This is a genomic window from Maledivibacter halophilus (genome assembly GCF_900167445.1).
In the GTDB taxonomy this organism is placed as follows: Bacteria; Bacillota; Clostridia; order Peptostreptococcales; family Caminicellaceae; genus Maledivibacter; species Maledivibacter halophilus.
Window position 1 is genome coordinate 299,458 of the sequence record NZ_FUZT01000002.1, and the last position, 20,297, is coordinate 319,754.

The 20,297-nt window shown below is 30.9% G+C and carries 19 protein-coding genes and 1 riboswitch; of the genes, 17 read left to right on the top strand and 2 right to left on the bottom strand.

Features of this window, described 5'->3' with window-relative positions:
* Nucleotides 1-44: 44 nt before the first annotated feature.
* Nucleotides 45-596 carry a ribonuclease H-like YkuK family protein gene (locus tag B5X81_RS05285; protein ID WP_208984991.1) on the bottom strand — a complete coding sequence of 184 codons (552 nt, stop codon included), beginning with the start codon at nt 594-596 and terminating at the stop codon, nt 45-47.
* A gap of 207 nt (nt 597-803) precedes the next feature.
* Here B5X81_RS05285 and cysQ point away from each other — a divergent pair, with 207 nt between their 5' ends.
* Nucleotides 804-1,583, top strand: coding sequence for a 3'(2'),5'-bisphosphate nucleotidase CysQ (cysQ, locus tag B5X81_RS05290; RefSeq protein WP_079489928.1), 780 nt, complete (start codon nt 804-806; stop codon nt 1,581-1,583).
* A 32-nt stretch (nt 1,584-1,615) separates the two neighbouring features.
* On the opposite strand, the gene B5X81_RS28045 is transcribed toward cysQ, so the two are convergent.
* The gene (locus tag B5X81_RS28045; RefSeq protein ID WP_244282009.1) at nt 1,616-1,906 is read right to left on the bottom strand and encodes a hypothetical protein; all 291 of its coding nucleotides are present in this window, start codon (nt 1,904-1,906) and stop codon (nt 1,616-1,618) included.
* 449 nt (nt 1,907-2,355) lie between these two features.
* Nucleotides 2,356-2,478, top strand: a riboswitch (molybdenum cofactor riboswitch).
* A 134-nt stretch (nt 2,479-2,612) separates the two neighbouring features.
* Between B5X81_RS28045 and B5X81_RS05300 the strand changes: the two genes are divergently transcribed.
* The 16 genes from B5X81_RS05300 to cas6 all read left to right on the top strand — a co-directional run bounded on the left by B5X81_RS05300 (nt 2,613) and on the right by cas6 (nt 20,013).
* Entirely contained in the window at nt 2,613-3,089 is a 477-nt protein-coding gene (locus B5X81_RS05300; protein ID WP_139380253.1) for an FMN-binding protein, read from the top strand.
* A 4-nt stretch (nt 3,090-3,093) separates the two neighbouring features.
* Nucleotides 3,094-4,215: a molybdopterin-dependent oxidoreductase gene (locus B5X81_RS05305; RefSeq protein ID WP_079489930.1), complete on the top strand. Its 1,122-nt coding sequence runs from the start codon at nt 3,094-3,096 to the stop codon at nt 4,213-4,215.
* A gap of 29 nt (nt 4,216-4,244) precedes the next feature.
* Nucleotides 4,245-4,733: a molybdopterin-dependent oxidoreductase gene (locus B5X81_RS05310; RefSeq protein WP_079489931.1), complete on the top strand. Its 489-nt coding sequence runs from the start codon at nt 4,245-4,247 to the stop codon at nt 4,731-4,733.
* A gap of 35 nt (nt 4,734-4,768) precedes the next feature.
* Nucleotides 4,769-5,323, top strand: a complete 555-nt coding sequence (locus tag B5X81_RS05315) for an ECF transporter S component (protein ID WP_079489932.1) — start codon at nt 4,769-4,771, stop codon at nt 5,321-5,323.
* Nucleotides 5,324-5,335: 12 nt separating this feature from the next.
* Nucleotides 5,336-6,814 (top strand): alkaline phosphatase family protein, encoded by a 1,479-nt coding sequence (locus B5X81_RS05320; RefSeq protein WP_079489933.1) that lies wholly within the window; start codon nt 5,336-5,338, stop codon nt 6,812-6,814.
* 2 nt (nt 6,815-6,816) lie between these two features.
* Nucleotides 6,817-7,329 carry a molybdopterin-dependent oxidoreductase gene (locus B5X81_RS05325; RefSeq protein ID WP_079489934.1) on the top strand — a complete coding sequence of 171 codons (513 nt, stop codon included), beginning with the start codon at nt 6,817-6,819 and terminating at the stop codon, nt 7,327-7,329.
* The gene (locus B5X81_RS05330) at nt 7,326-8,012 is read left to right on the top strand and encodes an energy-coupling factor ABC transporter ATP-binding protein (protein ID WP_139380254.1); all 687 of its coding nucleotides are present in this window, start codon (nt 7,326-7,328) and stop codon (nt 8,010-8,012) included. Before B5X81_RS05325 ends, B5X81_RS05330 begins: the two co-directional genes overlap by 4 nt.
* A 3-nt stretch (nt 8,013-8,015) precedes the next feature.
* Nucleotides 8,016-8,678, top strand: coding sequence for an energy-coupling factor ABC transporter ATP-binding protein (locus B5X81_RS05335; RefSeq protein ID WP_079489935.1), 663 nt, complete (start codon nt 8,016-8,018; stop codon nt 8,676-8,678).
* Complete coding sequence (locus B5X81_RS05340; protein WP_079489936.1) at nt 8,665-9,414, top strand: energy-coupling factor transporter transmembrane component T family protein; 750 nt, start codon at nt 8,665-8,667, stop codon at nt 9,412-9,414. The genes B5X81_RS05335 and B5X81_RS05340 overlap by 14 nt, the downstream gene beginning before the upstream one ends.
* Nucleotides 9,415-9,538: 124 nt before the next feature.
* Nucleotides 9,539-10,297 (top strand): molybdopterin-guanine dinucleotide biosynthesis protein MobB, encoded by a 759-nt coding sequence (locus tag B5X81_RS05345; protein ID WP_079489937.1) that lies wholly within the window; start codon nt 9,539-9,541, stop codon nt 10,295-10,297.
* The gene (locus B5X81_RS05350; protein WP_079489938.1) at nt 10,287-11,018 is read left to right on the top strand and encodes a BUD32 family EKC/KEOPS complex subunit; all 732 of its coding nucleotides are present in this window, start codon (nt 10,287-10,289) and stop codon (nt 11,016-11,018) included. The genes B5X81_RS05345 and B5X81_RS05350 overlap by 11 nt, the downstream gene beginning before the upstream one ends.
* Before the next feature lie 234 nt (nt 11,019-11,252).
* Nucleotides 11,253-13,754 (top strand): MBL fold metallo-hydrolase, encoded by a 2,502-nt coding sequence (locus tag B5X81_RS05355; RefSeq protein ID WP_079489939.1) that lies wholly within the window; start codon nt 11,253-11,255, stop codon nt 13,752-13,754.
* Between the two features lie 499 nt (nt 13,755-14,253).
* A complete protein-coding gene (locus tag B5X81_RS05360) occupies nt 14,254-15,531 on the top strand; it encodes a diguanylate cyclase (RefSeq protein ID WP_079489940.1) in 1,278 nt (425 codons plus the stop codon).
* Nucleotides 15,532-15,572: 41 nt separating this feature from the next.
* Nucleotides 15,573-18,140, top strand: a complete 2,568-nt coding sequence (locus B5X81_RS05365; protein WP_079489941.1) for a GH39 family glycosyl hydrolase — start codon at nt 15,573-15,575, stop codon at nt 18,138-18,140.
* 82 nt (nt 18,141-18,222) lie between these two features.
* The gene (locus B5X81_RS05370; protein WP_079489942.1) at nt 18,223-19,107 is read left to right on the top strand and encodes a BsuPI-related putative proteinase inhibitor; all 885 of its coding nucleotides are present in this window, start codon (nt 18,223-18,225) and stop codon (nt 19,105-19,107) included.
* Nucleotides 19,108-19,272: 165 nt separating this feature from the next.
* Nucleotides 19,273-20,013, top strand: a complete 741-nt coding sequence (cas6, locus tag B5X81_RS05375; RefSeq protein ID WP_079489943.1) for a CRISPR-associated endoribonuclease Cas6 — start codon at nt 19,273-19,275, stop codon at nt 20,011-20,013.
* The last annotated feature ends 284 nt before the right edge of the window (nt 20,014-20,297 follow it).

The following is a 20,297-nucleotide window of genomic DNA, read 5'->3' on the forward strand; positions in this document are numbered from 1 at the left end:
ACTTTGAACTTACAACTCCAAATGTATCAAAGATACATTTGAAATCACTTAGTATATCTATCAGCATAGGAAGAAGCGGCATATGAATCAGGCTTGATTTTTGCTTCTATGCCCATACCTGTAAATCTACCCATCATTTCACTGATGAATTCCCTTGTGGCTCCTTTTGCACCGATGTCAAGATGGGCCTCAAGGGTAAAATCTGCTCCTTTTTCTGCATAGGGTATTAATATATCCAGTATTTGGGATATATATTTATAATCAAATAAGAAAAGAAGTTCTTGGGTTAAGGATGTTTCTATGGAAATTTTTTCTCTAAGGCTGTTTATTCTTCTAGGAACTGTGTATTCTTTTATGCACCCCCATGCTCCCTTACCTATGCCATCTAAACCGATACGATGAACATGAATTGCAGATATGAAGCGGGTGAAGGATTTCACATGGGAATCTGTACCAATAGCCAACTTATAAAATGCTGTAGGCTCTTTGCCGATGAAATTCAAAATATTATTAAAAACTTCGTCAAATGTCATATTATGCTTTGTGGAATTTGAAAAAAGCATTTTGTTTAAATAATGGACTTCTTTATTATTCATATTTAGGACCTCCATAACGTTAAGTTTAAGTTGATACAAAGCTTTAAGAAACAGTATACCAGTTGAAAAATCTATGCTTGAGAGTTAAAGTTAATGTTTAACTAGAATAACAATAACATAACAGATTAATGTATATTTGATATATATTTTAACCAAAAGCTATCAGCAAAACTCCAAGTTTTAAACAAAATTTGAAAGGATGTTTTTATGAAGTTAATTAAAGAATTAAATACCTCAAAGGATTTAGCAATTAAAGCTGGAGAAGCCATAATGAAAATTTATAATAGTTCCTTCGATGTAGATTATAAAAAAGACCAATCTCCAATAACTTTAGCAGATAAAAAATCAAATGAAATAATAGTAAATGAACTTCTTAAGCAGTTTCCAAATTATGCAATTCTTTCAGAAGAAAGCAAAGACGATTTAACAAGATTAAATAACGATTGGTGCTGGATAATAGATCCCTTAGATGGAACAAAGGAATTCATTAAAAAAAATGGAGAATTTACTGTGAATATTGCTTTAGCATATAGAAACAAAGTAGTGCTTGGAGTTATTTATATACCAGTAACAAAGGAGCTGTATTATGCTGCAAAGGGTTTTGGAGCATATTATAAAATAGAATCCAAGCTTAATAAAATATCAGTTTCCAATAGGACAGAAAATATTAGAGTTATGATGAGCAGATCCCACGCCACAGAAAAACTTAAAAGTCTGCTTAAAGCTAATGAGCATAGAATATCTGATGTTAAAAGTGCAGGCAGCTCCCTAAAGGGATGCCTAATTGCAAAGGGTAAAGCTGAAGTATATTATCGCTATAATTTAACTAGAGAGTGGGATACTGCTGCAATGCAATGTATAGTTGAAGAAGCAGGTGGTATATTCAAGCAAATGGATGGAACACCTATGCTTTATAATAGAGTAAATACATTAAATGATAAAGGCTTTTACATTTTGAATAATTTAAAGAGTCAATTATCTTCATAATTATTTTATATTCTAATTATAAAACAATAAACTTATTTTTGACAATTAATATATTGTTGTTTTCCTTTGTTGTTTCTAGTATTTATCAACTGTTGAATTTTTTTTATATAATTTTCATTATTACTTACTCTTATGTGGCTAGTTAATAGGTATTGGTTTCTTGTTTTTGGAAATCTATTATACATTACATTAGTTTTTATGGTTTTTGCAACCATTTTGTTTTTTATATGGGTATGGGCATTTTTAAATCCATATTTATTAAGTTTGGTAAGATTTATTACTAAAAAACCACCGTTGGAAGGCTTAATTATGACATTATCCATACAAAAGATACCTTCTTTCTTTAGATGTTTTTCAATAACTCTTTCTTACTAATATTTTATTTTAAAATAATGCAAATAGTTACTATGAAGTTATCTATGTATAGATATACGCCAATAAAACTTATTTTTACATGAGCCAAAAGGATTCTCAGTGGCTACGACCGCAAATTAAACTACATTTATATAATTAATCCTATACTCCTATTTAATATAATATATGTTAGAAATAGATGAATATTTTGTTATTAATTAGTTAAATTTAGACATGCATACTTTTAAAGTCTAACTTACTCAGGTATCCACTGAGAATCCTTTTATGCTCCTACTATAAACCTCTTCTAATTTTTCTATGATTAATCCAAGGTAAAGCCAGAAAATTCTATTTATTCTTAACATAAATAAAATAATTACATTGACATTGGACTAGCTATGATATAATATTGTACTATAATGGAATATTTCTCCGAATTTGTTAGCCTAAAGAGTTATTAGCTTAAGGGTAATAAATCGAAAGGGTATAATTGGAAACGATTATGCCTCCCGTAGTGGAAAGGAGAATAGAATGATTTAAATTGAGATCTTTAAAGTGTAGATCATAATACAACTTCTTTCCCTGGTGGAGGAGGAGTTGTATTTTTTATTTATTTCGTTGATTCTGCTAAAGGAGGGGAAGACATTTAAAAATATAAAGTTTGCTTTCAGTATCATGATAATTGTTTTTCTATTATCATCATGTGACTCTAAAATACATAAGGAAGTTAATGAAGTAATACAAAAAGATCAGACAGTCAATAGGCTATCTGAATATGAAGATGATACTATTTATGGTGTTTATCATGTTACTGATGGGAAAAAAGAAGAATGTATTCAATTAGTCAGCCAAAAAGGATTTGTAGATGAGATAAAGATGATGGTCATAATTGACTTTAAAGAAGATGAAATTAAAGAAATTAAAATTTTATCCCATAATGAATCTCAGGATTACGGAGCATTATTGACAGAAAAATGGTTTTTGGAGAGATTTAAGGGAAGAGAGACAGATGATATTTTAAATGTGGTAAAAATGTCAGCTAAGGAGGAAAGTCAAATAGTTGCTATTACTGGGGCTACCATTACCAGTGAAGGGGTTGTGAAAGGTGTCAATCAATGTATAAATAATTATAAAAGAGTTAAGGGGGAGTAGTAGAATGAAGAGCTATACAAATAAAATTTTAACATTTGCAATTGTTTTATTATTATTATTTTCCACAGCCTGTTCCAATAAGGCTATGAAATCCACCGATAATAATGAAGACCAAAAAGCCCAAGGAACTGAGGAAGATATAGAAATATCTATAAAGGGCTTAAAAGATGGAGAAAAATTAATAAGTCTTAAAGAGTTAAAGGAAATAGAAGCAGTAACTGAAGAAATGGAGTCCATATCATCAAGTGGTGAAGTCAAAAAAGACAAGGTAAAGGGTGTTCCATTAGAAAGTATACTGAATCTTTATAATACATCCCAGAAAAATTACAATGGAATTCGATTCATTGCAGGAGATAATTATTCTATAGTAGTTCCCAAAGAAGTACTGGAAAAGAGAAAAATTGTTTTGGCCTATGAAGAAAACGATAAGCCTCTGGATGAAAAAGCATTGCCCTTAATGGTGGCTGTACCCGATGAAAGATCTATGTATTGGGTAAAGAACCTTATGGGAATCGAGCTTCTTGAAGAGGAACAAAGTGTAAATAGCAAAGTAGTATTTTTAGAGACGGCTGTATCCGGTATGGATAAAGAGGATTATACCTATTATGAAAGTCTAGACAAAGCTGTAAAAATTATGGATTTCCTCAGTAAATTCCCTGTAGAAACTGATAAGACAAGTGTATTTTTAAAGGCTGCTGATGGATTGGAGAAAGAAGAGGATATAGATGTATTTAAATCAGGATATATAAAAACTACTGGTAAAGATGTGCCACTATTTTTATCACCTGACCTTCCAAAGGGAATGCATGTAAAAAATATTTTATTCTTTACATACGGAGATTCTACATATTTTTCAATAAATCAGGGACTTAAGACATTTGAAAAAAAGGTAGTTGAAAATAATGAGGGAATTCCTTTAAAGGATATTTTTAAAGAAGTGGGACTTGTAAATGGAGACAAATATCTATGTACTGCTGAAGATGGATATGAAGTTGAAATATCGGCAGATGATATTAGTAAAGGGTTGATTTATCCAAGGGATAAAGATGGATTTGCATTGATGTTTGAAGGAATGCCCAAGAATACCAAGATAAAAGGTATTCTCAGTATAGAAGCTGTAAAATAAAAGGGACGTAAAAACAAGGGGGACTTAAGATGAAGATAAAAAAATTAATGGGAATTCTTTTGATTTTAACATTAGTAGTAACTGTTTTTGCTGGCTGCAGTGGGAAAGAAGAGGCTTCAAGTAAAGAAGCTAATTGGACTATAAGTGTAGAAGGTATTGGGGATGAAGCTATAAGCTTTACAGACATTTCTGCCCAAGAAATTGGTACCAAAGAAATTGAAGCTGTAATGAAGAAAAAAGACGGAAGTGAGCAAGAACAAACATGGAAGGGCTATGGACTTAAAGAAGTACTGGATTACTTAAATGCCGGTGAATATACCTCAGTTGTTGTAGAAGCAGCAGATGGTTATTCTAAGGAGCTTACAAAGGATTTAGCAGATAGTGAAGGTACTATTTTAGGTGTGATGGTAGATGGCAAAGCTTTAGAAGAAGATGACAATAGAGTTCAATTGGTGATTAAAGGTGAAGGATCAAACTGGTGGATAAAGGGAGTAGCTAAAATAAAAGTAATAAAATAAAGACAAAGGACCAACTCTCTAGAGGGGGAAAAGCTATGAACAAATTCTTGAGTAAATTCTCCGTATTTGAGCTAATAATAATTGCCATGATGGCTGCCTTAGGAATAGCAACTAAGCCAGTGGTTGTACCACTGGCTCATATTATAACAGGCCCCTTATATATCCCCGGCGGCGCCATTGCTGGAGGATTTTATATGATGTGGATAGTACTTGGAGCTGGATTGGTTAGAAGAAGGGGAACAGCGACACTTATTGCCTTTGTACAGGCTATAATGATAATAGTAACAGGAGTTTATGGAACCCATGGAATAATAAGTATTGCAACCTATACCCTGCCGGGTTTTATGGTTGATTTAATACTACTGATAACTAGAGGTAAAAAGAATCTCTTGCTTGATTGTTTTGCAGGAGGAATTGCTGCAAATTTAAGTGGAACCTTCCTGTCTAATCTAGTGTTTTTCAAGCTCCCACTTATACCTTTAGTTCTTTCACTAAGCAGCGCAGCTTTGTCTGGAGGACTAGGCGGTATAATTGCCTTTAATATTATTAAGGGCTTTAAAAAACTCAATATACTAGGAATAGAAAGGTAAGGTGGTAGGCCTATGAATAAAAAAATAATTCTACTGATCATAGGTTTGGCTTTTTTAGGTATTGGAATATTTGTAGGAAGGATTACTATAGATGCTTCTAAAGAGGTGTCTGCATATATACCTGATATGAAAATAATAGGGGATGTAAATGAAGTAATAGGGATTAACAATTTTAAATCCAATGAATCAGATGAAAATAAGTATTTTGAAAAAGCCATTCCCCTTATAGAGCTTGTAGAAATGGCAGAGCCTGTAGTAGAAGAATATGATGTTCTTTTAGTAGGGGAAGATGGTTTGTTTGCACAGCTTAAAGGTGAAAATTTAGATGATTGCAGTATTAAATTTTCTCAGGATAATGGCTGGGAGTCTATAACAGAAAATCACCCTATTAACAGCAGAATAAAGAGAATAAAGGAAATAGTTGTAGTTTCAAGGGAAAATACATGGGACTATGGCTTAAATATTATAAATTCTAGAGAGAATGTTTTAAATATAACACCGGGTCAATTTTATCTTAAGGAAACTACTCTTTATCCATATTTGGATGGAAAGTCAAGCAAAAAAGCTGGTGGGAAAGATTACGATGTAAGACTGTATAAGCAGAAAAAGCTATTATCCATCAAAGATGTTACTGGAGAAGATAAAAAAAATCTTCTAATGATGGGTGAAAATGGAGCATATGAAATCCTTAGCAATGAGGGATACCTTGAGCTGATGGGAAATAAAATAAACTATGTTGTTCCAAATGATAGGATTCAAATTCAAGGGATTAAAGGGATAATGATGGACATGCCTCCTGACAGTATAATGAATACTTATTATGATGCTCTTCATTATATTGAAAACGATGATGATGTAATGATTGTTTTTCTAGACGGTTTTGCATATCGTCAATATGCCTATGCAATATCAAAAAATTATATCCCATTCCTTGAAACCTTGGATAAGCCCAAAATGGCCACAAGTGTATATAAACCTGTTACCAATGCAGGCTTTGCTGCAATGATTACCGGAAAGCCTCCCCATATTAATGGAGTATATGACAGAAGCTATAAGGATTTAAAAACTGAATCAATATTTGGAGCCGTAAAGAATATGGGCAAAAAAGCAGTTCTTGTAGAGGGCGATATAAAGATTTTGAATACTGAGATTGAGCCAATCCTAAATATAGATAAAAATAAAAATGGAACTAGAGATGATGAAATTTTTAATTCAGCCTTAGAAGAGATAAAAAAAGATCCTAACCTTATACTAGTCCATTTCCACAGCATAGATGATATGGGACATGAACATGGCGATTTAGCAAAGGAAACCATGGAGACAATAAATACCATCGATGGATATGTAAATAAGCTTGCAGCAAGCTGGAAGGGTAAAATAATAATTACAGCAGACCATGGAATGCATAAAACTTCCGACGGTGGCGAACATGGAATGTTCAGATATGAGGACCTCATTGTACCTTATTTTGTTCTCGAAGGAGGAGCTTAATAATGAATAAAAAAATTACAATCATAGTGGTGATACTTGTCGCAATAGTTGGTATTACCTCCTATTTAAATTTAAAGTCTGTAGAAGTTAAGAAGGAATTACAGGAAGACGCTAAGTTCATCATAAAGGAAAATGGTAAAGAAGTGGCGACTCTGGATATGAAAGAAATAAGAACACTTGGAGAGAGAGAATTTAAAGCAAACCTTAAGAAAGATGGTAAAGACCCTATACCCTATACATATACTGGGGTACCACTTAAAAATATATTTGAAAAATATAATATAAGCTTAGAAGATAAATCCGCTGTAATTGTAAGTGCCGTTGATGGATATACAGTTGCTGTAGATCTAAATAAGGTGCTAGAGGAGGATAATGTATATCTGGCCTATATGAGGGAAGGACAGTCCATAGGCAATAGGGAGAATGGTGGAAAGGGACCCTATCAAATGATTATAAGTAAAGATCAGTTTAGTCAGCATTGGTGTAAATTTGCTGTGGAGGCAGATGTTAAGTGATATTGGCTGTAGAAATAGAAAATCTTAAATTTAAGTATAAGGGTCAGAAAGATTTTATTTTGAAGGGAATAAATCTTAAGGTTGAAAAGGGAGAGGTGCTGGCTATTGTAGGTTTAAGCGGCAATGGGAAAAGTACATTATGCTATTCATTAAATGGGATTATACCAAATGTTTTTGATGGAGATTTAGATGGAATTGTAAAGGTTTTTGGTGAAAATATTAAAGATATGGATAAATCAAAGCTTATGTCTGCTATTGGAGTGGTTTTTCAAGATCCTGATACTCAGCTGTTTTCTCCAACAGTAGAAGATGAAATTGCCTTTGGTCCAGAGAATTTATGTGTGCCTCGAGAAGAAATCGGCAGAAGAATTGACCAAGTATTAAAGCTTACTGGAATAGAGAAATATAGGCGTGAAAATCCAAATAATCTTTCCGGTGGAGAAAAGCAGCTTGTTGCCCTAGGGGCTGTATTAAGTTTAGAGCCAAAAATTTTAGTATTTGATGAGGCCATGGCTCAAGTAGATGATAATGGAAAGAAGAGAATTAAAGGAGTTATTAAAAAATTAAAGGAAGATGGAAAAACAATAATAATGATAGAACATGATTTTAATAATTTAGATATAGCTGATAGAGTTGTTTTGTTAAAGGATGGAAAACTACATAAATTTGAAGGGGAATTGTAGTAAATGGTTTATATAGAGGCAAAGAATATTAGCTTTGGATACCCAAAAAAGAACAAAATCATTGAAAACATTTCATTAAGTATATTAAAAAACGAGATTACAGCTATAACAGGACATAATGGGGGAGGCAAGACTACACTTGGAAAACTCCTGGCAGGTATATTCAAGCCTTTAGGGGGAGATGTTTTAATATTTGGAGACAATACTAGGGAATTGACCCTAGGACAGATAGGAGAAAAAATAGGATATCTTTTTCAAAACCCTGATAGACAGATATTCACATCAACGGTTAAGGAGGAACTTTTATTTGTAAATAAATTAAAGGGAAAATCTATGGATAAGGCCCATAGGGATATGGAAGAGCTTTTAGATTTTTTTGATCTTTATTCAAAGAAGGAGGAAGTTACATTTAATTTAAGCTATGGAGAAAAGCAAAGATTAGCATTAGCTGCAATATTAATAAATAGGCCTGAATTTCTTATACTAGATGAGCCAACAACCGGTCTGGATAAGCTTAGAAAAAACAAGCTTTCAAAATATTTGACAAAGCTTATGGAGAAGGGCACAGGAATGATAATTATTAGTCATGATTTAGAGTTTGTTAAAAGCCATGCCTCACGAATAATAGAAATAGCACGGGGTGAAATAATTGATGATATTAGATAAAGGATTATCTAAAACCTTAGACCCAAGGACAAAGCTGATTATTGTTATAGCTATATCTTCTTTAGCAGTTTTTATAAGGGATTTAAAATATCTAGCCCTAATACTTGCCATGGCTACATTGGTGGGTAAAATGCTAAATAGTGAAATTTTTATTGTCTTTAAGAAACTAAAAAAAATCTTTGGAGTATTCATTGGTATGATTATTATTCAAAGTCTTTTTATAAAAGGTGGAAATCCTATTATTAGTTTGGGGGGCATTACTTTACTTACAGATATTGGGGTTTTCAAAGCTGTGGAATTTCTTATTCGTATATCTATTATTCTTGTATCGGCAACAATACTTATGACTTCTACATCAAGGGAAATTCTACAGGGTCTTGTGCAGTGGAAGATTCCCTATGAAATTGCCTTTATGGTATCGGTGGCTATACGATTTTTGCCCTTGCTAAAGGAAGAAATAGATGATACCCTCATTGCAATTCAGCTAAGGGGGATAGATGTAAAAAAACTGTCTCTAAATGAGAAATTAAAACTCTATTCATATATATTTACTCCGGTGGTAGCGGGAGCAATTGTAAAATCCAGAAGGCTTTCTATAGCAATGGAGTGTAGAGGATTTAGAGCCTTTAGCCATAGAACAAGCTATATGAAGTTAAGGATGAAGCCCAAGGATTATTTAATATCATCGATTAGCATAATGACAGCTGCTTTAATAGCTTATATGTATTATCTATAGATATTCCAGTAAAATAGTTAATTATATATCTCAAAAATCCTTAGAAACGCTGGATATTTTGAGATGTATAAATTAAGTTTTACTATGGGAAATCTATAAAGTAGACAGAAAAAGGGGGATTAAAATGAAGGCCTTTTCAGTATATGGATATACTCAATCGGGAAAAACGACTACTATAGAAAATATCATAAGGGAACTTAAAAAAAGAAGGTACTCTGTTGGGTCAGTAAAGGAAATTCACTATGAAAAATTTGAAATCGATACAAAGGGAAGTAATACAGATAGACATAAAAAGGCAGGTTCTGAGCTTGTAACGGCTAGAGGATATTTTGAAACCGATGTTCTTTTTCCAGAAAAATTACCTATTGAAAAGATATTGAGCTTTTATGATCAGGATTATGTAGTACTGGAAGGTGTTACTGATTATAATATTCCTAAGATTCTTTCTGCAAAAAGTATAGAAGAGATAGAAGAAAGAATAGATGAAGGGGTTTTCGCCATATCAGGCAGAATAGCCAATGAAATTGATTCATATAAAGGTATTCCTGTAATAAATAGTATCGACAACTTAGATGCTTTAGTCAATCTAGTGGAAGAAAAGGTTTTTGAAATACTTCCTGATTTTGATCCCAATTGCTGCTCAGCTTGTGGATATGATTGTAGAACTTTAGGAATTAAGATATTAAGAGGAGAAGCAAACAGAGAGGATTGTGTAATCTCAAAGAATAAGGTTAAACTATTTATCGATGATAGAGAAATAAATATGGTACCCTTTGTACAGAATATTCTATCAAATGCAGTTAAGGGAGTAGTAAGTGAACTTGATGGCTATAAAAGAGATGCCCAAATAAGAATAGAAATAGGAAATGAAAATGAAAAATAGTAATTTAATCATTAACAGTGATGAAATTGATTTATACATGATAAAGGAGAAATTTAAAAGTAGAAAAAATGAAGTGTATTATATTAGTATAAAAAATAAATATGATAGAATAATGCCATGTGTATTAAAAAGATATATTGCTTCCAAAGATAATAAATCTAAGGAAACATTTTTACTAAAAATATTAAGAGAAAACGGACTCAATGTACCTAGAATTTATTTTGAGGGAATTGACTATATATTACTTGAGTATATTAGCGGAAAAACTTTATTGGAGGTAATTACTAACCTGGAAAACAAACAAGGAGAAAATATAGACTTTAAAAAAAATTATGAAATAATCTGCAAATTATTAAATTGGCTGGAAAATCTGTACTATATTTCAAAGAAGGCTTTAGGAAAAGCTTATGTATTTGAGGATGTAAATTTTAGAAATTTTATTATTAAAGGGGATAAGATATATGGCGTTGATTTTGAAGATTGCCATTGTAAAGGACATAAGGAAAGGGATGGAGGAAGAATTTGTGCCTTTTTATTAACCTATAATCCAGCCTTCACAAAGTGGAAGATGGAAGTGACAAAGTTAGTCATAGAAATAATGACCAAGGAATTTAACTATGATAGAAACCTCCTTAGGGAGGAAGTGACAAGAGAGTTTTCAGCAATAGAAAAAAGAAGAGGTATGAAAATACCAGGGGATATTATTAAAAAGATATTTTGAAATACTATCATTATATGTTCTCGATTATTAATGGGGAAAACTATTATATCGGGAACTTTTTAGTTTTTGATACAGGGTTTATAAGGGTACAGGATTTCATTTAAGCAAAAAGAAGGATATACATAGACTATATAGAAAAATATAGAGTAGAGATTCATAGATAAAGTTTGGTTTATTATTTTATTGACTAAAATAATAAATATGTAGAGAGTATTATATTAAGGCGGTGATTTAGTGAAAATAAATTTTTGTGGTGGAGCCAGAGAGGTAGGGGCAAGCTGCTATTTAATTAATATAGATAATAAAAATATACTTTTGGATTGTGGAATAAGAATGAAGGGTGGTAAGGATTCCTTACCAGACTTTAGACAAATACAGGAGCTTGGAGGTATAGATGCAGTAGTAATCAGTCATGCCCACCTTGACCATACCGGTTCCCTTCCAATAATTAGTCGTGAGTACCCTAATGCTCTAATATACATGACCCATGCAACAAAGGATCTTATCAGGGTTTTATTATATGATAGCCTGAAGATTATGAATAATAATGAAGGGGAGATACCTATCTATGCTGAAACCCATGTGAAAAACATGCTCAAAAAAATAGTCTGTTATTCTCCCCAGTATCCTATACAAATTTTTAAGGATAAAAATATAAAAGTTACGCTATATAATGCTGGCCATATAGCAGGGGCAGTCAGTATATATATTCAAGGTGATGAAGGAACCTTGCTTTATACGGGAGATATATCGGCTGTGGATCAGCAAACAGTTACTGCCGCTTCTCTACCTAAGCTGAGACCAGATACAATGATTATGGAATCAACCTATGGCGATAAACTCCATTCCAATAGGCAGATAGAAGAAGATAGGCTTATAGAAAAGGTTAAAGAGGTAATAGAAAGAGGAGGAAAAATCCTTATACCAGCCTTTGCATTGGGAAGGGCCCAGGAAATAATTCTGATACTTAAAAAGGCAATTAATAAAAATCAGCTTCCTAAGTTTAATATATATATAGATGGAATGATAAAGGATATAAATAGGGTATATAAGCTTAACCCCAATTATTTAAAGCGAAATCTGGCAAAGAAAATATTTAGAGATAATGAGATATTTTATGATGAAAATATTATAGCCGTTGAAAAAAAAGATATGAGGGAAGAAATAGTAAATTCCAAGGATGGATTATGTGTAATTTCAAGCTCAGGAATGTTAAAGGGTGGGCCCAGCTCATGGTATGCTGAGAAATTTGCATCGGATGAAAAAAACTTTATAGCAATTACAGGTTACCAGGATGAAGAAGCACCGGGAAGGGAGATATTAGACCTTATAGAATCAGAAGATGAGGAAAGAAAAATTCATTTTGATGATAGAAGCATACTTCTAAAATGTGGCATTGGAAAATATGGACTATCGGCCCATGGAGATAAGAGTGAGCTTATTGGGATAGTCCACAGGGTAATGCCTAGGAAAATATTTCTTGTCCATGGTGAAGAGAGTATAATTGAAGGATTGGCAATGGAGATTAATGGGGAGATAAGGGCTCAGGTTTTTGTACCTTCAAATGGAGAGGAATATGATATAATCTTTAAAAATCCTCGTAAACAGTTAGGCAGAAGAAAAGAAATTGAAAGCTTAATGAGGAAGGAAGAGCTAACAGAGGATAATATTGAAATCCTATGGAAATATTTATATGAAAATAAGGGATCAAATATAGGCTGGCTCATAGAAGAGATTATATATATTTGGAGTGGAAAAGAAGATTTTTCTAAAGAAAATATTTTAAAGTTTAGACAGGTTCTAAATGAATCAAAATATTTTGAGCCGAATTCAAGGAAACTGTTTCTATATCATCCCATACCGGAAGAGAAGATAGTTAAAGACGATGGATTAATGGAAATGAATGAAATGTTAGATATGGTTGATAATATATTTCCAGATGAAGCAGGATTGTATAAAAGAGGAGCTAGGATTGAAGAAAGTATAGTAATTCTTAATTTTAACTTTCCTAAGAGGGCCAGGGAAAAATATCAAAAGGAAATTAAGGAAGTCCAAGATAAAACAGGTTGGCAAGTAGAGATAAATAAAGACTGCAATCAAGGTGCAGCAGAGGAATTATTGTACTCTTTACTTCCACCTAATATAAATATGGATAAATTTTCATACCATCGAGACAAGGGTTATTTTAATATAAACTTGGATGGAAAAATAGATAATATAGATGATCTTCAAAGAGAATTTAAAGAAATTACTGGTTTAGAGCTAATGGTTGGAGAAGAAAAAATTCCTTCAAAGGATATAGATATAAAAAAGGTAGATAAAGAAAATATGATGGAGCAAAATAAAACCTTTGAAATTATAGATGAGGAATTTAAAGATAAAGACCATAGGATTTATAAAAAGAGCAAAAAGGAAGCTAAGGGAATTCCCTATATAGAACTAAGCTTTATATCTCCCCCAATTGGAGAAAAATATAGAAAGGTTTTAAAAGACTTGGAAGAAAAAACAGGCTGGAATATCATAATAGCCAATAATCCTAATCAAAATGAAATAATTAAAATTGTTAAAAACATATGCAGGCAAAAAGAAATAAAACCCAAGAAGAATCCAAGCATTCATGTGAAAGAAGAATTAGTAAGGCTGAAATTATCCGATGATATATCCAAGGAATTTAAAGAAGAAGTAGGAAAGGAATTTAAATATACAACGGGATTTGATTTGGAGTTTATAGTTTAAAGCTTTAAAAAAGTAAGATGCTTTGGGTTATTGGTAATATAAATCCTTTTTAACTTGATAGTTTTTTATAGTAAATATGACCGTGATAATCAGATCTGTAGCTTTTGATTATTATGGTCATGTTCTTTATTAAGATATTTTCTATTTTACTATAGAATTTTTTATATTTAGTAATTACTATAATTTCATATGTGTTATAAAAACAACTCAAATTAAATATTGAACTCCCTAAATTATATTAAAAATAAATTATTTGATTTACTAGCACAAGAGGTTAAGTTAGTAACAAGAGCAAAAAATGCCATATATTTTAGCAAGTAAAGCAATGTTATACATAGGAGTATTATATATAATATGATAAATATTGTTTTAAAATTGTAACGAAATGTATTAAGAAGATCTGAAAATATTTTTTGATTGCCTGTTTTGCCTTGTATGATATTTGGGTATATAACCAAAAGTGGTTTGCCAGGTTTCTATTAAATGAGAAGGTGGTTGAATGGAGATTAGACAAAGCCTTATCCATAGATTGATTATGAAAAAGGATGAACAATTTAGCAATTTAATTCAGTACTGTTTATATGGTAAAAATAAAAACTTAAATAATGTAGAAAGTTTTCTTAGGACATTGAATAAGTTTAGCAAGGTGCTAGACTTTAAAAGCCTTGTAAATATTAGTAATGAATTGAAAGAATGTTTAATATTATATAAGAATAGTTCAAACAAAGATAAGAACTTATTATTTAAAATTTTAGAATTATACAGTGATATTTATTCTGAAGTTGAAAAATTAGATACGGAATTATTTGATATAAGTATTGATGATGAAAACAACTCCGAGGGCAGTAAGTATAGTAATCTTGTACATAAAGGAAATATTCTTGTAGTAGACGATGATGTTATGGTATTGGATTTACTTGAGAAGATTTTCAGTAAAAGAGGGTATGATATAATTTTATGCTCAAATCCTTTTCACGTAATCAAAATAATAAAGGAAAATAGAATAGATCTTGCTATTTTAGACTTAGTACTACCTGAAACAGATGGATGTGATGTTATTGAACTAATTAGAAAAATTGATTCAAGATTACCCATTATTATTTTATCTGGGAGTACAGATACAGAAAATAAGATAAGGGCCTTTAGAATAGGAGCTGATGATTATATTGCCAAACCCTTTGAAGAAAAAGAGTTAGTGGCCAGAGTTGAAAGGACAATAACCAGGCATATGAACTTTAAAATTTCGTCTATAGAAGATGGGCTGACCGGGGCATATGTTAAGAGTTATTTTTGGAGAAAGATGAAAGAAATTAATAAGACGTATAGAAGAAACCAAAAGATTTTTTCTCTTGCATTTATTGATATGGATTGCTTTAAAAATATAAATGATACCTATGGTCACTTAATAGGAGACGAAGTCTTAAAATGTTTTGTATGGACCCTTAGGTCTTCTTTAAGATTTACAGACTATGTATTTAGATTTGGAGGAGATGAATTTGTGATCTTATTTCCAGAAACCAACGAAGAACAAGCCTATAATATTTTAGAAAGATTTAGAAATAGCATTGATTACGATAAATGTATGAAAAGTAATGCAGGTATTGTATGTGAAGGAGCTTTTAGTGCAGGAATTACCGAAGTTAAAAACGTTTATGATAAAATTGAGGATATAATAAAGAGGGCGGACATAGCTTTATATAAAGCTAAGATGCAAGGAAAAAATAAAACATGTATATATGAAACCCCTTCGGCTTTAATGGAGAACAATAGTTTATAAAGTATGAAAGAAAATATAAACAAAAGGCAAGTGATTTTTAAATGGAATATAAATATGAAATAATAAGAAGTCAGGATAGTTTTCCTATAAAGGCATTTACCCATAGTATTAACAGATTTGAAATGCACTGGCACAAGGAAGTAGAGATATTATTGGTTTTACAGGGATCAGTAAATATTAGAGTAGGAAATGAGAGATATCTACTCCAAGAAGACGATTTAATATTAATAAATAGAAATGAAATTCATAATACGAATAAAACCGAAGAAGACAATATATTATTTGCTCTTCAAATTAATCCTGAATATTATGCCACCCATTATCCACAAATCAAGAAAATAGTATTTGATTGTAAATCCTTTCTCCATGGAAAAAATGAGCAGAAAAGATTTGATACAATTAGAGGTTATTTAGCCCAGATAGTATGGGAACTAAACAAGAAAAGAGAAGGATATCAGTTGACAATAGGCAGCATAGTATACTTACTTGCAGCTTATTTAGTAGATAATTTTGACTATGTATTAATAGAAGATAAAAAAGAAGCAATTATGAGTAAAAACATTATTAGAATTCAAAGCATCATAGAGTATATAAATGATAATTTGGAAAAGAAGGTGACTCTTAAGGATATAGCAGATAATCAAAATCTCAGTATCTATTATTTATCCCACTTTATCAAAGAAAATATGGGAATGTCCTTTCAAGAATATTTAAATAATATTAGACTGGATAAGGCGGTATATTTATTGTTAAATACTAATAAAACAATAACAGAGCTATCATATGAAAGTGGATTTTCCAGTACGAAATCATTTAATAAGCTTTTTAAAGATACATATTGTTTTACGCCTACAGAATATAGAAAAAAATGTGGAGACAAAACAAATAATTCAGAAGATAATGATAAGGAATTGGAGAAAAAGAAGAGCAAAACTTATTTGGATGTAGACAGAAGCGCAGCATTTAAAAAGCTATTTAGTTATCTAAATCCATTGGACAATAAAGTAAAAGATAATAATAGATCATTGATTGATAGTGAAGCTATTTTTGTAGATGTTAATAATGGAGGACTAGAATATAAGCCATATTGGAAAAAACTTACTACTTTTGGTAGAGCTTCTGAAGGACTAAGACAAAAGTGGCAAGGTCAACTTAAAGAAATGCAAGAGGATATTGGATTTGAATATATAAGGTTCCATGGAATTTTTTCCGATGATATGATGGTGTACAATATAGATGATGATGGCAATATTGTCTACAACTGGTCTTATGTTGACGAATTATTTGATTTTTTTAAAAAGGTGAATATTAAACCCTTTGTAGAGTTAGGATTTATGCCTTCGGAAATAAAGAGCTCAGATGAGGTAATGTTTTGGTGGAAGGCAAATGTTTCTCAGCCAAGAGATATAAAATTATGGACTAATCTGGTAAAAGAATTTATCAAGCATTGTATAAACAGGTATGGGTTTAAAGAAGTAGAAACCTGGTATTTTGAAGTATGGAATGAACCGGATTTAGAATATGCTTTTTGGATCGGTAATAGGGAAAGTTATTTTAAATTCTATGAAGAAACAGTATTAGCTATTAAATCGATTTCTTCTAAACTCAGAGTAGGCGGACCATCTATTACTCATCAGATTACTATGGATGAAACCTGGCTTGAAGATTATTTTATATATTGTAAAACAAATAAGGTTCCTCTAGATTTTGTGTCATTACATATTTATCCAGAGTCCTTTTCGTCAAAGGAAGAGGTTGAGGATATAAGGATGAAGGCAAAATTAGGAGAAGATTCTCTAAAGCTAATGACAGATTGGAAATTGCTGAAAAGAATTTATTTTGATAAAAATCACACCTGCGATATCTTAAGTTCAGCAAATAAGAAGATAAATATGTTTTTGACCAATAAACCTGAGCTTCATATAACAGAATGGAACGCTTCTTCATGTTGTGGGAATTTAATTAATGATACATGTTTTGTGGCAGCATTTATTATAAGCAATATTTTAAAGAATATAGGGAAAACCGATTCTATGGGATTTTGGACCTTTACAGATATAATGGAGGAAACAAAAGCTGGCATTTCTGAATTTCACGGAGGTTTTGGATTAATTAGTAAAAATGGGTTGAAAAAACCTTCATATTTGGCATACTATCTGCTATCCAAGCTGGGACAAAGAATTATTAAGCAAGATGACGAATATATTGTCACAAAGGAAGATGAAAATATTCAGATGCTAGTTTATAATTATGCATATTTTGATGATCTATTTTTAAATGGTGATACTTCTGCTTTGCTTAATACAGAAAGATATTTAGTTTTTGAAGATAAACCTTCAAAAATAGTAAAGATAAATATAAGTGGACTTTCGGGCTATTATAAAATAACAAGATACCAGCTAAACAGGGAACACGGCTCAGTAGTTGATGCATGGATAAACATGGGGACACCAGAAAATATGACGGAAGAAGAAGTGAGATATCTTAAAGGAAAATCTTATCCTAAAATCAATATAGAATATTTGGATATAAGCGGAGATTATAAAGATGAAGTATGTGTTCCAATACATGGAGCTGAGCTAATAGTACTGGATAAGAAGATTGGATAGTAAAACATATTCAAGGTTTTTGATGCCTTAAATTATTAAAATGATAACAAAATTTGCTGTTTTATTAGAAAGGAGTATCTTTGTGAAAAAAATTTTGTCATTAATACTTCTTATTATATTATCATTAAGTATGATGAGTTGCTCAAATAATATAAGTTCTGAAGATGAAGCAAAAAAAGTTGCTACAAATTATATAAAAATTTTATATAATGTTGAAGACTTCACTAAATTTAAAACTAGACCTATAGCAGCAGAAGAAAGTTTTAAAAAAGAAGAAAGATTAAAACCTTATATAACAAAAGAAATGGTTAAAATTTTAAGAATGAATAGAGATATTATTTTTATCAATTGGGCTTCAAGAAATATACAAAGAAATCTATCTTTAGAAGAAATTGATTTAGAGCTGAATACTAATGCAGAAGATAAAATTTCCTTTTACTATACAGCCAAAATTAAATTATCGTCATTTAAAAAAGAAGAAGAATATAGAGATATAAAAGGACAAATCCAGCTTATAAAAATAGATAACGAATGGAAAGTAAAAAATGATAAACCTTTTAATTACTTAACTACATCAATAGATTTTTATAAAACCAAAAATATTTCTGATGTAAGAAAATCCACGAGTAACAATACATATAGCCAATTGAATTCTTATGTGGATGCAATGTTTTTTACTGTAAATAATACAACTAATGAAAAATTAACATTAAAATTTCCAAGTTCAAAACTTTATCAGTTAATATTATACAAAGATGGAAATAAAGCTTGGGAATATGGTGATGAAATCTCTCATTCTGGTGAAAATCCTGTTATTAAAACTTTAGATAAAGGAGAAAGTTTGGTATATTGTATTGATTTTCCTTTTGCATCTGATTCTAGCAAATATGAATATGAATTTTTTATAAATGCTCAAGGCTGGGAAAATAAAGAACACTTAAAAGGTATAGTTAATCTAAAAAAATAATATAAGAAAATTTTCTAGGCTTAAATATTTCATTTCTATATTAACTTTATCAGGGGTAAATATTTATAATGAAGAAATAATAGCAATGGTTTTTAGATTACCTATAAGGAATTGAAGTAATTATTATAAATAGTAATAAATTTTATACAAAGGAAAGGAATATATATGAGATTAATATGTCAATTTGAATTTAAAGGAAAACTAACGCTGCCAATTCATTATAATCATATGATCCAAGGATTAATATACAATAGCTTAACCGATGAGGCACTTAGGAGCTTTTTACATGAAGTAGGATTTAAAAATGGAAAAAGAAAATATAAGATGTTTACCTATTCAAGACTTTTAGGAAAGTATGAAATAAATAAAAAGGATAAGACTATAATGTTTGAATCACCTATTAAACTACATATCTCATCCTTAGTAGATGACTTTGTCAATAATCTAAGCACCACATTATTTAAATCAAATAAATTGTTTTTAGGAAATAAGGAAATACACCTAGCCAGTATAAATACAGAATATCCTATATTTAAAAATAGAGAAGCAAAGATAGAAATGTTATCTCCAATAGTAACTTACAGCAGTATAAAAATAGATGGAAAAAATAAAACAGTATATTATTCACCACTGGACAGTATTTTTTCAGAAAAAATAAAGGAAAATCTCATTAGAAAATATACAGCAATCCATGGAGAAGAGCCAGAGGATGATGAATTTGTTATTAAGTATGTGGGAACAAAAGAACCAAAGAAAAGCGTAATTCGATATCATAATACCATTATTAATGGATATAATGGCAGATATCTATTAAAGGGAAATCCAGATCTTATTAGACTAGCTTATTTTGTAGGAATAGGAAGCAAAAATAGTCAAGGATTTGGATGCTTTAGATTATTAAAATGATATCTAAAAAATGTCGTCGACCACCAGTAGCGCAAAAACCCCTGGAGGTCGACGACAATTTTATTTTTGAATATTTGCAGCAATTGGAATGCCTTTGAGTTTTTATATAAAAAAAGAAGGGTTTTTTTGATTTGTGTAGAAAAATAGGAATATAGCATTTTCAAGGGGAAAATGGTTTTTAGATTACCTATGAGGGATTGAAAAACTCATCGTCGTTCTTAACAGTATTTTGCTGTGGTAATTTATAGCTTACCTATAAGAAAAATGTTGAAATCACTTTGAAA

What these genes read in the sequence shown, in the direction of transcription:
- B5X81_RS05335 (WP_079489935.1), top strand. Translation starts at nt 8,016, where the DNA reads ATGGTTTATATAGAGGCAAAGAATATTAGCTTTGGATACCCAAAAAAG.
- cas6 (WP_079489943.1), top strand. Translation starts at nt 19,273, where the DNA reads ATGAGATTAATATGTCAATTTGAATTTAAAGGAAAACTAACGCTGCCA.
- B5X81_RS05315 (WP_079489932.1), top strand. Translation starts at nt 4,769, where the DNA reads ATGAACAAATTCTTGAGTAAATTCTCCGTATTTGAGCTAATAATAATT.
- B5X81_RS05360 (WP_079489940.1), top strand. Translation starts at nt 14,254, where the DNA reads ATGGAGATTAGACAAAGCCTTATCCATAGATTGATTATGAAAAAGGAT.
- B5X81_RS05305 (WP_079489930.1), top strand. Translation starts at nt 3,094, where the DNA reads ATGAAGAGCTATACAAATAAAATTTTAACATTTGCAATTGTTTTATTA.
- B5X81_RS05340 (WP_079489936.1), top strand. Translation starts at nt 8,665, where the DNA reads ATGATATTAGATAAAGGATTATCTAAAACCTTAGACCCAAGGACAAAG.
- B5X81_RS05320 (WP_079489933.1), top strand. Translation starts at nt 5,336, where the DNA reads ATGAATAAAAAAATAATTCTACTGATCATAGGTTTGGCTTTTTTAGGT.
- B5X81_RS05365 (WP_079489941.1), top strand. Translation starts at nt 15,573, where the DNA reads ATGGAATATAAATATGAAATAATAAGAAGTCAGGATAGTTTTCCTATA.
- B5X81_RS05310 (WP_079489931.1), top strand. Translation starts at nt 4,245, where the DNA reads ATGAAGATAAAAAAATTAATGGGAATTCTTTTGATTTTAACATTAGTA.
- B5X81_RS05345 (WP_079489937.1), top strand. Translation starts at nt 9,539, where the DNA reads ATGAAGGCCTTTTCAGTATATGGATATACTCAATCGGGAAAAACGACT.
- B5X81_RS05325 (WP_079489934.1), top strand. Translation starts at nt 6,817, where the DNA reads ATGAATAAAAAAATTACAATCATAGTGGTGATACTTGTCGCAATAGTT.
- cysQ (WP_079489928.1), top strand. Translation starts at nt 804, where the DNA reads ATGAAGTTAATTAAAGAATTAAATACCTCAAAGGATTTAGCAATTAAA.
- B5X81_RS05285 (WP_208984991.1), bottom strand. Translation starts at nt 596, where the DNA reads ATGAATAATAAAGAAGTCCATTATTTAAACAAAATGCTTTTTTCAAAT.
- B5X81_RS05350 (WP_079489938.1), top strand. Translation starts at nt 10,287, where the DNA reads ATGAAAAATAGTAATTTAATCATTAACAGTGATGAAATTGATTTATAC.
- B5X81_RS28045 (WP_244282009.1), bottom strand. Translation starts at nt 1,906, where the DNA reads ATGGATAATGTCATAATTAAGCCTTCCAACGGTGGTTTTTTAGTAATA.
- B5X81_RS05300 (WP_139380253.1), top strand. Translation starts at nt 2,613, where the DNA reads ATGATAATTGTTTTTCTATTATCATCATGTGACTCTAAAATACATAAG.